The sequence below is a fragment of the Nocardia sp. NPDC102475 genome (genome assembly GCF_055584605.1).
Window position 1 is genome coordinate 453,478 of the sequence record NZ_JBVJLS010000003.1, and the last position, 12,933, is coordinate 466,410.

At 65.9% G+C, this 12,933-nt stretch carries 13 protein-coding genes; 2 read left to right on the plus strand and 11 right to left on the minus strand.

Annotated elements, in window-relative coordinates:
* Positions 1-117 precede the first annotated feature (117 nt).
* Positions 118-1,662 (plus strand): APC family permease, encoded by a 1,545-nt coding sequence (locus ACZ60G_RS07805; RefSeq protein ID WP_465808231.1) that lies wholly within the window; start codon positions 118-120, stop codon positions 1,660-1,662.
* Positions 1,663-1,801: 139 nt separating this feature from the next.
* On the opposite strand, the gene ACZ60G_RS07810 is transcribed toward ACZ60G_RS07805, so the two are convergent.
* Both ACZ60G_RS07810 and ACZ60G_RS07815 read right to left on the minus strand, forming a co-directional pair.
* A complete protein-coding gene (locus ACZ60G_RS07810) occupies positions 1,802-2,038 on the minus strand; it encodes a hypothetical protein (RefSeq protein WP_465808233.1) in 237 nt (78 codons plus the stop codon).
* A gap of 139 nt (positions 2,039-2,177) precedes the next feature.
* Positions 2,178-2,999: an acyl-CoA thioesterase gene (locus ACZ60G_RS07815; RefSeq protein ID WP_465808235.1), complete on the minus strand. Its 822-nt coding sequence runs from the start codon at positions 2,997-2,999 to the stop codon at positions 2,178-2,180.
* Positions 3,000-3,110: 111 nt separating this feature from the next.
* Between ACZ60G_RS07815 and ACZ60G_RS07820 the strand changes: the two genes are divergently transcribed.
* Entirely contained in the window at positions 3,111-3,737 is a 627-nt protein-coding gene (locus ACZ60G_RS07820) for a nucleoside/nucleotide kinase family protein (RefSeq protein WP_465808237.1), read from the plus strand.
* 309 nt (positions 3,738-4,046) lie between these two features.
* Here ACZ60G_RS07820 and ACZ60G_RS07825 read toward each other — a convergent pair whose 3' ends face one another.
* The 9 genes from ACZ60G_RS07825 to thrS form a co-directional block, all read right to left on the minus strand.
* Positions 4,047-4,541 (minus strand): WKL family lipoprotein, encoded by a 495-nt coding sequence (locus tag ACZ60G_RS07825; RefSeq protein WP_433526427.1) that lies wholly within the window; start codon positions 4,539-4,541, stop codon positions 4,047-4,049.
* 239 nt (positions 4,542-4,780) lie between these two features.
* Positions 4,781-5,683 (minus strand): pyridoxal 5'-phosphate synthase lyase subunit PdxS, encoded by a 903-nt coding sequence (gene pdxS, locus ACZ60G_RS07830; protein ID WP_465808239.1) that lies wholly within the window; start codon positions 5,681-5,683, stop codon positions 4,781-4,783.
* Positions 5,684-5,901: 218 nt separating this feature from the next.
* Positions 5,902-6,099 (minus strand): hypothetical protein, encoded by a 198-nt coding sequence (locus tag ACZ60G_RS07835; RefSeq protein ID WP_465808241.1) that lies wholly within the window; start codon positions 6,097-6,099, stop codon positions 5,902-5,904.
* Positions 6,100-6,187: 88 nt separating this feature from the next.
* Entirely contained in the window at positions 6,188-7,231 is a 1,044-nt protein-coding gene (locus ACZ60G_RS07840) for an NUDIX hydrolase (RefSeq protein WP_465808401.1), read from the minus strand.
* Between the two features lie 28 nt (positions 7,232-7,259).
* The gene (locus ACZ60G_RS07845) at positions 7,260-8,384 is read right to left on the minus strand and encodes a glycosyltransferase family 4 protein (RefSeq protein WP_329411205.1); all 1,125 of its coding nucleotides are present in this window, start codon (positions 8,382-8,384) and stop codon (positions 7,260-7,262) included.
* Positions 8,381-9,379 (minus strand): phosphatidylinositol mannoside acyltransferase, encoded by a 999-nt coding sequence (locus ACZ60G_RS07850; RefSeq protein ID WP_465808243.1) that lies wholly within the window; start codon positions 9,377-9,379, stop codon positions 8,381-8,383. Before ACZ60G_RS07850 ends, ACZ60G_RS07845 begins: the two co-directional genes overlap by 4 nt.
* A gap of 23 nt (positions 9,380-9,402) precedes the next feature.
* The gene (gene pgsA / locus ACZ60G_RS07855) at positions 9,403-10,086 is read right to left on the minus strand and encodes a phosphatidylinositol phosphate synthase (RefSeq protein ID WP_465808245.1); all 684 of its coding nucleotides are present in this window, start codon (positions 10,084-10,086) and stop codon (positions 9,403-9,405) included.
* Between the two features lies 1 nt (position 10,087).
* Positions 10,088-10,687 carry an ATP adenylyltransferase gene (locus tag ACZ60G_RS07860; RefSeq protein ID WP_465808247.1) on the minus strand — a complete coding sequence of 200 codons (600 nt, stop codon included), beginning with the start codon at positions 10,685-10,687 and terminating at the stop codon, positions 10,088-10,090.
* A gap of 71 nt (positions 10,688-10,758) precedes the next feature.
* Positions 10,759-12,810, minus strand: a complete 2,052-nt coding sequence (thrS, locus tag ACZ60G_RS07865) for a threonine--tRNA ligase (RefSeq protein WP_465808249.1) — start codon at positions 12,808-12,810, stop codon at positions 10,759-10,761.
* Positions 12,811-12,933: the final 123 nt, after the last annotated feature.

The window sequence follows — 12,933 nt, forward strand, 5'->3', positions numbered from 1 at the left end:
AACGTTGCGTCAAGACCGGGTTGTTTCGCCCGAAAGCGGTCGACACTCACAGATGTGATTACGGTGTTGCCACGCAGGGCGCCCGCGCCGCGTGCGGCTGGCTCGACGCGCCGGGGTTTGACCGTTTCGACCGGCCTGGCGGGACTTTCCCTCGATGCCATGGCATCGGTCTCCTACGGTCCGGAAGCGATCGTGCTGGTGTTGGCCACCGCCGGTGGTGCCGGACTCGGCATGACAGTGCCGGTAACCCTTGCGATCGCCGCCCTACTCGCCGTGCTGGTCGCCTCCTACCGGCAGGTGATCGCGGCCTTTCCCGACGGCGGTGGCGCGTACGCGGTGGCGAAGCGGCATCTCGGCCACCGCACCAGCCTGGTCGCAGCGGCCTCGTTGATCGTCGACTACATCCTCAATGTCGCGGTCTCGATCGCGGCCGGTGTCGCCGCCCTGACCTCGGCATTCCCGACGCTGCACGGGTATACGGTGTGGATCTGCCTCGCGATCCTGGTCGGGGTGACCGCGCTCAATCTGCTCGGCATCCGAGAAAGTGCGCGCGCCTTCATGATTCCCACGATCGTCTTCGTCGCGGGCATCTTCGCCGTCATCGTCGGCGGCCTGATGCGCTCCGAACCGGCCGACGTCGCCACCGGGGCGCCGGCCGTCGGCGATATTCGCACTGTCGGAGTGTTATTGCTGCTCAAGGCATTTTCCAGCGGCTGTGCGGCGCTGACCGGTGTCGAGGCGATCGCGAATGCGGTGCCCAGCTTCGACGCGCCGAAGGTCAAACGCGCGCAGCGGGCGGAGGTCGCGCTCGGGGCGCTGCTCGGTGTCATGCTGATCGGGCTCGCCGTGCTCATCGAGAAGTTCTCGGTGCGGCCGATCGAGGGCACGACCGTGCTTTCTCAGCTCACCGAGGCGGCGCTCGGGCACGGAATCGGTTACTGCATAGTGCAATTCGCAACCGTCGTGCTGCTTGCGCTGGCCGCCAACACCTCCTATGGCGGGCTGCCGACGCTCACCCGGATCTTGGCCGACGACAATTGCCTGCCGCACCGATTCGCAGTCACCTCACCGCGTCAGGTGTACCGCTCCGGCGTGCTCACCCTCGGCGTAACGGCGGGGGTGCTGTTGATCGCGGCGCGCGGCAATATGAACGCACTCGTTCCGTTGTTCGCGATCGGCGTCTTCGTCGGATTCACCATCGCTCAGGCCGGCATGGTCCGGCACTGGTGGCAGACCAAGACCGCGGGCTGGCGCTGGCGGCTCGCGCTCAACGGCTTCGGTGCGCTGCTCACCGGCGTCGCCGCGATCGTCACCACAGCGATGAAATTCGCCGACGGCGCGTGGCTGATCGTGCTCGTGCTGCCCGCGCTGGTGCTCGGTATGGAGCGAATTCGCGGCGCCTACACCAGAATCGGCGGCCGTCGCGGCAATGGCGCGATCCCCGAGCAGCCGCAGGCGAGCGGTACCGCGATCGTGGTGCCGATCTCCGAGGTCTCCGAACTCAGCCGCGAGGCGCTCTCGGCCGCCATGTCCATCGGTAAAGACATTGTCGCCGTGCATGTTTGCCTGCCCGGCGAATCGGTGAAGGCCTTCACCAAGGCCTGGGAGGCGTGGCATCCCGAAGTCCGGCTGGGACCGGGTGCTGCCAAGTCACCGCAGTGATGAACTCGAACGCGAACTCCGTCGGATGACCGACACCGTCGTCTGCCACCTACGAGTGCAGGTGGTTTGAGCCCGATGAGGCTCATCCGGCCGCGGTGGTGTGCGTCGGCCACACACGCGCCACCGCGGTGGAGCGGGGTCAGCTGGTGAATTGGCAGCTCTGATAGCCGGCGCTCAGATAGGTACTCGTGCCCGGGTTGAGGTAGGTCGAATCCCCTTGGGCGTCCGTCCGGGCGTACAGCCAGACCGTTGCACTCGTCTGGTTGTTCGCCGCTCCCCGGCCGATGGCTATGTTGTAGGTCCGGTACTCGTCCGGATTATCGATCCGGTCCGAATTGCCCGACCCGTTCTGGTAGGAAAAGCTCCCGACAGCCACATTCCTGCCTCCATTCTTGACGCATTGAAACCGTCGTTCCTGGTCGGCGACTTCTTTGCGCGGCAGTCTACGAGCCGCCCGAACAGATACAGACCATTCGGCATTTCCCAGCACTGGGAAAATTAGACATTTTGGACGCTCACTCCCCGCGTAGTGTGCGAATCAAGCCCTCTTGCACAACCGCCGCAACCAACTCGCCCTCGCGGTTGAAAATCTTGCCGCCGGTCAGTGCCCGACCGAAACCCGCAGACGGGGAGGACTGGTCATAGAGCAGCCACTCATCGGCACGGAACGGGCGCAGGAACCACATGGCGTGATCGAGCGAGGCGTTCTGCGTCGGCTCGTCGGGGTGGGTGACCTTCGAGGAACCGAGCAGGGTCATATCGCTCATGTAGGCGAGGGTGCAGACGTGCACGACCGGGTCGTCGGGCAGCGGATGCCGGTAGCGGAACCACACCTGCTGCGGGGAGACCACGCCGTCGCGGCGGGTCACCACATCCTGCGGCACGGTGCGGATATCCCAGTGCTCCCATTCGCGCATGGCCCACAGTCGCTCGGGGCTCAGCGTGGTGCTGGCGTCCGGCAGCTCGTCCGGACCCTGCACGGGCGGCATCTCGTCCTGATGTTCCGGACCCGAGTCACCGACGTGGAACGACGCCGACATGGTGAATATCGCGGCACCATCCTGAATGCCGGTCACCCGGCGGGTGCAGAAGGACCGGCCGTCGCGAATCCGCTCGACGAGATACACGGTCCGCTCTTCCGGATTCCCCGGCCGCAGGAAGTACCCGTGCAGCGAATGCACCTGGAACCGCGGCTCAACCGTCCGCACCGCCGATACCAGCGCCTGGCCGGCAACCTGTCCGCCGAATGTGCGCACGAGCTGGGTCTTGGTGGACGCGCCACGGAAGATGTTCTGCTCGAGCCGCTCGATCTCCAGCGCCTCTTCGATTGTCGCCATGAGGGCGAGATTATCCCGAGCGCCGCCGCGACTTCTCGGTGACCTCTGAGCAATGGCCAGGGTCCGCCGCCCAGAACGGGGTTCCGCGGCACGGTTTGATGGAATGGATCGGTGCCGCATTTCGATCCGATCACCCCGGACGGCCTCGTCGGACTCATCACCAACCGCATCCTCGAGCTCGACGGGCGGATGCTGGCGGCCGTCGACGGAGCCGACGCGGCCGAGCCCGTGGCGATCGCCGACCGCGTCGCCGGCGCACTGCGTGACACCGGACGCGCCGCCGAGGTCGTCTCGCTGCACGACTACGTCCGCCCGGCATCGCTCCGCATGGAATTCGGACGCACCGACGAAATGTCTTATCGCACCGCCTGGTTCGACTACGCCGCACTCGACCGTGAAGTCATCCTGGCGCTACGCCACGACGCCCGCTGGCTTCCCGCGCTCTGGGACGAGGACCGCGACCGCTCGGCCCGCACCCCCATCCGCACCGCCGCCCCGGGCACGGTCCTGCTCGTCGCGGGTCCCATGTTGTTGGGCCGCGGTCTCGACTTCGATCTGACCGTCCACCTCGACATGTCCGAACCGGCCCTGCACCGCCGTACGCCACCCGGCGACCGGTGGACCATCCCGGCCCTGCTCCGCCACGACCGCGACAATCCCAGCGCCCCAACCTTTTTCATCCGCTGGGAGCACCCCGATCGTCCGGCGCTTCGCATAGACGATACCTCTCACCGGTAGTCGTACCCCGTCGGAGAACACCGACCGCCCCTCCTTTGCAATTTTGTTGGGAGACAGACAGTTCCACGCTAGACTACAAAGAGTCAAAACATAGTTGAATGCGCATATCAGCGTAACAACATGCATATAGGTCGCTCCGGTAGCCACCCCACTTCTCGAGATCCGTACGGCAGCCCACACCGGGACGCGAATCCCTAGGAAAGGTGCCGATATTCGCGATATGAGACGCACCGAGGCGGCGAGCACAAATGCTCGCCGCCTCGAATCACCCACTCCCCCGGCCGAACCGACCGCGGCTGGGATCAGGAACTAGCCGCAGGCCGTGGACTGCTGACCGAGATTGGTCAACATGGTGCAGGCCCAACTCTTTTCGACCTTCCACTTGCCGTCCTCAGCGACGAAGGGCACATCGACGATGTTCTCCTGGCCGTTGATGGTGAACTTCGCCTTGGCATCGAGTGCGTCACCGAAGGCACTCACCTCGGTGACCTCGGACTTGGCGCCCGCTTGCTGATATGCCTGCGCCAGACGGTTCGGCAGTTCCGGATCCGCCTGCGCGCCTTGCACCAGGTCCAGCTTCTCCGAACTCGGCACCGACGGGTCCAGCGCGCGGAGCAATTGGGCGTTGAGGTCGGCGACGCTCGGGGTCGGCGGGAGGTTCGCATTCGACTTCGTGACACTGGTCGAGGTCTTGGTCGGTGTGGTCGCCGTCTTCGAGTCGTCGCTGCCACATGCCGACAGGCTGAGGGCGGCCACGGCGGCCAGACCCGCGATCGCGACACGTCCGGTCTTACGAAGCTTCAACTGATCATCCTTTGCCATTCGGACAGGTCCGTGACCCCGACGGTGCCGCGCCAATCGCCCGCGCGGCCGCCGACGTGCACCGAATTCCGAAGCTAGCCACCAACTCTGTGGCGCGCATAAGACAACTGTGAGGGCCGCGACAGCTTCTCCCCCACCGCCCAGGACGAGCAACGCCCGCGGCATTGGATCAAGCAATCCCGGTGCCGCGGGCGTCGATTCGATTCAGCGGTAGTGCCGAATCACCAACCGCGCTCGGCCAGCCGGTGATCGACCGGCAGCTCCTCGACATTGATGCCGACCATGGCCTCGCCCAGACCGCGCGAAACCTTGGCGAGCACATCCGGATCGTCGTAGAACGTAGTCGCCTTGACGATGGCGGCGGCGCGCTCGGCCGGATTGCCGGACTTGAAGATGCCCGAACCGACGAAAACACCCTCGGCGCCGAGCTGCATCATCATCGCGGCGTCGGCAGGGGTGGCGATACCGCCCGCGGTGAACAGCACGACCGGCAGCTTGCCGGTCTGCGCGACCTCGCGCACCAGCTCGTACGGCGCCTGCAACTCCTTGGCGGCGACGAACAGCTCGTCCTCGGGCAGCGACGACAGCTTGCGAATCTCGGCGCGAATCTTGCGCATGTGGGTGGTGGCATTGGAGACGTCACCGGTGCCCGCCTCACCCTTGGAGCGAATCATGGCCGCACCCTCGGTGATCCGGCGCAGCGCCTCGCCCAGGTTGGTCGCACCGCACACGAACGGCACGGTGAAGTTCCACTTGTCGATGTGGTTGGCGTAGTCGGCGGGGGTCAGCACCTCGGATTCGTCGATGTAGTCGACGCCGAGGCTCTGCAGGATCTGCGCCTCCACGAAGTGGCCGATACGCGCCTTGGCCATGACCGGAATCGAGACGACGGAGATGATGCCGTCGATCATGTCCGGATCGCTCATCCGGGAGACGCCGCCCTGTGCGCGGATATCGGCCGGAACACGCTCCAAGGCCATCACCGCGACCGCGCCGGCGTCCTCGGCGATCTTGGCCTGCTCGGGGGTGACGACATCCATGATCACCCCGCCCTTGAGCATCTCGGCCATCCCGCGCTTCACGCGGGCAGTGCCGATGGTGTTGGTGGTCTCGGGCGTGGTCACGGCAAACTCCTGAGTCATGTGCGCCAATCGGGTCGCTTGGAACTAACGCCACCGATTCTAGGCGGGCCGATCAGGCCACTTGATAGCCAGTTGGACACCACTGGCCTTGCCCCGACCAGCGGGTCCGCGTCCGGTCCGCAACCACTGGACCGGTCCCGAGACGGATCCGCCGGGGCCGACGCAAGTCTTGCGCCGCCCCGACGAACACCCGACAGGAACTACAGCGGGCCGACTACCAGCAACTGGGCCCAATACCCCGCGGCATCGGAACCCAACAACGGCAATAGGAAATCGAACAACAGGTAGGACATGTACTGCTTACCTTCCACACGCCAACGGACCATCTCACTGCTGTGGAAGTACCACCAGAGCTCCTGGTAGCGCTCCCCCACCAGCACTACCCAGGCGGCAGCCATCCAGTCGCGACGGTATCACGATCGTGAAACACATCACAGCCGAAAGATCCAGGCGCGCACGCTGTTCGCGCTCAGGGCAGCCCCCCGATCACCGGATAGACCGCACCTCGGGATCGGAATCGCCCGACGCGGCTTTGGCAGCTTCGGGAAGCAGTTGGTCCAGGTGGTAGGGGTAAACGGTCTCGCCGGTGTGGTCCAGGGTGACAATATCCGACCCGGTGCACCACTTGTTGTCGGTGATGCTGCGTCGCTCGACCGCGGTGAAATTGCCCGGCTCGGGGTCGAAGACCGGGACACGCAGGGCGAAGAACAGCTCCTCGGCCCGGATGAGTTCACCGTCGAACGGGAATACCGCGACCCGCCGCCAGATGGGACCGCGCAGGGCGGCCGGATCCGCGGTGTACCCCGTCTCCTCCCAGAGTTCGCGCACCGCCGCGCTGCGCAGGGTCTCCCCCGGTTCCACGCCGCCGCCGATGGTGAACCAGAAGGAGACGTCAGGTGCCTTTGGGTCGTTGCCGCGCATGAGCAGCACACGGTCCTGTTCGTCGAGCAGCACCACGCGCGCCGAGGTGCGGACCGTATCGACGGCCAAGCCGGTCGAGGCGGCCGGGGTGGCGCGTTCGCTGATCTCGAAATATGTCGGCAGCGGCGCGGTACCGCCCAGATGCAGGATGCGGACCGGGCGGCGGGTGCGCAGGGCGAGGGTGTCGCGCACCGCGTCGTTGTGGAAGCGACGCGCGATCAGCACTCGGGCCTCGGCATCGGCGAGTTCGGCGACCTGCTGTGGGCGCAACTGGGCGATATCGATCGCGGAAAGCGCTGCCGAGAGCTGATTTTCGATGGTTTCACGATCGGCACGGCCCGCCCGCTCGGCCCGATCGGCGAGGATGGTGAGCCGTTTGGCCTGCTCGCCCAGCGCGGAATCGGCAACCGGGCCCGCGATGGCCACGGCGACCGACCTGGCCACCACCGCTCGTCGCGCCAGCGCACCGTCGAGGGCCTGCCAGGACTGATCCGACCGCACGTGCAACCGGTCGAGCCGGTTGGCCGTCGAAGCCGCCCACAGACCGATCGCGACGACCACCGCGGCGATGAGCGCGAGTACGAGAACCGTTGTGGCGGAGAACGTAATCATCCAGCAGCCCTCATCGTGCTATCGATCATCCGGCGGCCCGGACGCGCGTATCGCCCACCGTGACGGTTTCGTAGACCCGCAGGATCTGTTCTGCGACCACCGGCCAGTCGTATTCGCCGACCACCTGGTTGGCGGTGTGGATCAGGGCTTCGCGGCGCACATCGTCGGTGAGCAGGGTGTCGAGCGCGGCGGCGAGCCGAACCGAATCCCCCACCGGGACGAGCATTCCCGCCGTGCCATCGCGCAATACCCGACGGAAGGCGTCCAATTCGCTTGCCACCACGGCGGTTCCGGCCGCCATCGCTTCGATCAGGATGATGCCGAAGCTCTCCCCACCGAGATTCGGCGCGACGTACACGTCCGCGCTGCGCATCGCCGAGGCCTTCTCCTCGTCCGACACCTGACCGAGGAAACGCAGATGCCGGGCGAGCGGCCCGGCTTCGCGGCGCAGCCGCTCCTCGTCACCGCGCCCGACGATGAGGATCTCGACATCCGGATGTCTGCGCACCAATTCGGGCAGCGCACCGAGCAGGACTTCCATCCCCTTGCGCGGTTCGTCGTAGCGACCGAGGAACAGCACCGTTCCGCCCGCGCGCGGATATCCGGGCAGCATCGGGGCCCGCGCGAAGGCGGGCACGGCGACGCCGTTGGGGATCTCGACCGCGTCCGAACCGAGTGCCTCCACCTGCCAGCGCCGCGCCAGCTCGGAGACCGCGATCCGGCCGCTGATCTTCTCGTGATAGGGCCGCAGCACACCCTGAAAGGTGCTCAGCACCAATGATTTCGTGGTCGAGGTGTGGAAGGTGGCCACGATCGGCCCCTCGGCGATCTTCAGCGCGAGCATGGACAGGCTCGGCGCATTCGGTTCGTGGATATGCAGCACATCGAAGTCGTTGCCATCGATCCAGCGCCGAATCCTGGTGTAGGCCATGGGACCGAAGGACAACCGGGCGACCGAACCGTTGTACGGAATCGCCACCGCGCGACCGGCCGAGACCACGAAATCCGGCAGCGGGGTGTCCTCCGATGCGGGCGCGAGCACGCTCACCTTGTGGCCGCGTTCGATGAACACCCGCGCCAATTCAACGACATGGGCCTGCACGCCACCGGGGACATCGAACGAATAGGGGCAGACCATGCCGATTTTCATGGTGTCTTCTCCCCTTTGGCACTGTCCAACCCGGCCTGCGCCGCGGCGATCCTGGCTCGCCGCTCCGCCGAAAGGTCCTGCTCCCATTGTGGCTGCAACATATGCCAATCGGCGGGATGCTCGGCGATATTGGCCGCGAACCGGTCGGCCAGCGCCTGGGTGACCGCCGCGACACCGTCCGAAACATCCAGCGGCGCTTCGGTCTTCATCCCCCAACCCTCGCGACCATCGGCATCTACGGTGAACCAGACGTGCACCGGAATCAGCGCCGCACCGGTCTCGATGGCCAGCTTCGCCGCACCCGCGGGCAGCCAGGTGCGCTCGCCGTACATGGTCACCGGGACACCTTTACCGGTCAGATCCCGCTCGCCCATCAGGCATACGACATTGTTCGCGCGCAGGCGGGCGGCCAGCGCGGTGAACGGCGGCTGCTCACCACCGGTCAGCGGGAATACCTCGAAACCCAGGCTCTCCCGGTAGGCGACGAACCGCTCGAACAGCGATTCCGGCTTCAACCGTTCGGCGACGGTCGCGAGGGTGCCGCTGTGGCCGACCAACCAGACCCCGGCCGCATCCCAGTTCCCGGAGTGCGGCAGCGCAAGCACCACACCGCGGCCCCGTGCCAGGGCGGCGTCCAGATTCTCCACACCCTCCACGAGCGAACCGGTCAGTGCCGAGTGATCCATCGTCGGCAGCCGGAAGGCTTCGCGCCAGTAGCGGGCGTAGGAACGCATGCTCGCGCGGATCAACTCGTCGGGCACCTGCGCCGGAGTCACACCGAGCACGCGAGCGAGATTGCGCCGCAACTGATTCGGTTCACCACCAGCACGAAAGGCGCGATTCGCCTTGTCCGCGACCCGATTGCCGCCCCAATCGAAGGCCCGCCGCGCCGTGGATTCGGGCAGCGCCCGCACAACCCGCCAACCCGCCGCATAGGCCCAATCCGTCAGTCCGGACTTGATTCGCGAGCCGACGCCTTCGGACTGGGAACTCACGACTGCGCCTCGCTGAGGCTCGCTCACGAGGGCAACTCCGTCGCGTCCGCCGGATTCTGCGGCGGCGCGGGCGGAATCACGTCCCGCGCGCCCGGCGAATTCCGGACCGCCAGCACCCGCTGGAACACCGTGACAATGCTCAACACCGCCAGAATCCACATCGCCACATGCACGGCCCAGGTCAGCCATTCGATCCCCCAATACCCGCCGATTCCGGTGAATCCGGCGCCGACCAACACAATGATCAGCCGATCCGGCCGCTCGATGAGTCCACCATCCGCGGATAGGCCACTGGCCTCGGCGCGCGCCTTCGCGTACGAAATAACCTGGGAGGTAATCAGAACCACCAGGGTTGCGAAGAACAGCGGCCTACTGTTCTCGTGATACACCGCCCACCAGGCCAACCCGGCGAAAATGGCGCCGTCGGCGACGCGGTCGCACGTGGCATCGAGCACCGCACCATATCTCGTGCCGCCACCGCGCGCTCTCGCCATGGCGCCATCGAGCATGTCGAACATGACGAACAGCCAGATCACCATGGTTCCCCAGAACAGATGTCCGGTGGGGAACAAGGTGACCGCGGCCGTGATCGAGGCGACGGTACCGATCACCGTCACCGCGTCGGGGGTGAGTCCGGTACTGACGAGCGCTCTGCCCAGCGGCGCAGTCGCTTTGGAGAACGTCTCGCGGCCGAAGAAGCTGAGCACCCTACTCGACTTCCTTCCACGCCGCCGAAAGCAGCGCCCGAGTTTCCCGCAGCAACTGCGGCATGACCTTCACACCGCCGACGATGGTGATGAAGTTGGCGTCTCCGCCCCAGCGCGGCACGATGTGCTGATGCAGGTGGTCGGCAAGTGAACCACCTGCCACCCCACCGAGATTCAGGCCGACATTGAAACCGTGCGGCCGCGAGACCCGCTTCATCACCCGAATCGCCTGCTGGGTGAACGACATCAGTTCGGCGCTCTCCTCGAGCGTCAGATCCTCGAGGTTGGCCACCTTGCGGTAGGGCACCACCATCATGTGCCCCGGGTTGTACGGATACAGATTCAGTACCGCGTAGACGTGCTCGCCACGGGCGATGACCAGACCGTCCTCATCCGACATCTTCGGAATATCCGTAAACGGATGGCCCGTGGTGTCTTTCGGATCGGCGGTGGCGGCATCGGCGATATAGGACATCCGATACGGAGTCCACAGCCGCTGCAGCCGATCCGGCTCACCGGCACCGGTATCCACGATGCTCCCCTGTTCGTCCGAGTCCGCGTTCAAATCCACGAGCCCGTCCGGCACCGTGCGCTCAGTCATGCTCTGTCCGATCTGGTATGTGCGGGGGCCCTCCGTGGTTACGCCCGCTGCCTCCTCCGGGCCCTGACTGCTCATACCGGGCCCTTCACCACAAAACCCTCGGCGGTCGGCGAGGCGTTCTCCCGGTTCGCGATCCATTCCACGATCGTGGCCACCGCGGCGGCGACCGGCACGCCGTTGACCTGGGTGCCGTCGCGGAAGCGGAAGCTGACCGCGCCCGCGTTCACATCGCGCTCACCGGCGAGCAGCATGAACGGGATCTTCTGCGCGGTGTTGTTGAAGATCTTCTTCTGCATCCGGTCGTCACTGCGATCGACCTGCGCGCGGATACCCGCGTCCTGCAGCTGCTCGATGACCGAATCCAGATGCGGCGCAAAAGCTTCCGCGACCGGGATGCCGACGACCTGGACCGGCGAGAGCCATGCCGGGAAGGCGCCGGCGTAATGTTCGGTGAGCACGCCGAAGAAGCGTTCGATGGAACCGAACAGTGCGCGGTGGATCATCACCGGCCGCTGCTTGGTGCCGTCGGAGGCGGTGTATTCCAGGTTGAAGCGCTCGGGCAGGTTGAAGTCGAGCTGGATGGTCGACATCTGCCAGGTGCGCCCGAGCGCATCCTTGGCCTGTACGGAGATCTTCGGACCGTAGAAGGCGGCGCCGCCCGGATCCGGCACCAGCTCCAGTCCGGAGTCGGTGGCCACCTTGCGCAAAGTCTCGGTGGCCTCCTCCCACATCTCCTCCGAGCCGACGAACTTCTTCGGATCCTTGGTGGAAAGCTCGAGGTAGAAGTCGTCGAGGCCGTAGTCGGCGAGCAGCCCGAGCACGAATTGCAGCGTGCTGGTCAGCTCGGCGTGCATCTGCTCCTTGGTGCAGTAGATGTGCGCATCGTCCTGGGTCATGCCGCGCACCCTGGTCAGGCCGTGCACGACACCGGACTTCTCGTAGCGGTAGACCGAGCCGAATTCGAACATCCGCAGCGGCAGCTCCCGATAGGACCGGCCGCGCGAGCGGAAGATCAGGTTGTGCATCGGGCAGTTCATCGGCTTGACGTAGTAGTCCTGGCCGGGCTTGCGGACGGTGCCGTCCTCGTTGAGTTCGGCGTCCAGGTGCATGGCCGGGAACATGCCGTCCTTGTACCAGTCCAGGTGACCGGAGACCTCGAACAGATGTCCCTTGGTGATGTGCGGCGTATTGACGAACTCATAGCCCGCGGCGACGTGGCGGCGGCGTGAGTACTCCTCGAGTTCCTTGCGGATGATGCCGCCCTTGGGGTGGAACACCGGCAGACCGGAGCCGAGTTCGTCCGGGAAGCTGAACAGATCCAGCTCCAGCCCGAGTTTGCGGTGGTCGCGGCGCTCGGCCTCTTCGAGCAGGTGCAGATGCTCGTCGAGGGCCTCCTGCGATTCCCAGGCGGTGCCGTAGATGCGCTGCAGATCCTCGCGGTTCTGGTCGCCGCGCCAGTAGGCGGCGGAACTACGGGTCAGCTTGAAGGCGGGGATGAATTTGGTGGTCGGAATATGCGGACCACGGCACAGATCGCCCCAGACCTTTTCGCCGGTGCGCGGGTCCAGGTTGTCGTAGATGGTCAGCTCTTTGCCGCCGACCTCCATGACCTCCGGATCGTCGATGCCGGACTTATCGCTGATCAGCTCGAGCTTGAACGGCTCCTTGGCCAGTTCGACGCGCGCGTCATCGACCTCGACCACTCGGCGCGAAAACCGCTGCGCGCCTTTGACGATCTTCTTCATCCGGGATTCCAGCTTGGCCAGATCCTCGGGGGTGAACGGCCGGTCGACCTGGAAGTCGTAGTAGAAGCCGTCCTTGATGGGCGGGCCGATGCCGAGCTTGGCCTCCGGGAATTCCTGCTGCACGGCCTGGGCCAGCACATGCGCTGCCGAATGCCGGATAACGCTGCGGCCGTCCTCGGTATCGGCGGCGACCGGCTCGACCTCGACATCGGTGTCCGGGGTCCAGGACAGATCCTTGAGCCCCTCCGCATCGCGGACCACGACTATGGTGTCCGGCCCCTTCGTCGGCAGCCCCGCCTCGCGCACCGCGGCACCCGCCGTCGTCCCGGCCGGCACCCGAACGAGGGCGACAGGGCTGATAGGTGCTGAGGTGGTCACGGCGAGAGACTCCTTGGCGTTCGCTGGCGGGCGTGTTCCCGCGCTGGTGCGGGCGGTTGCCCACAGGTCATCGTCGGAGGCGAATTGCTCCGGCGCGACCATGCTATCGGCACCCTGGCGGCC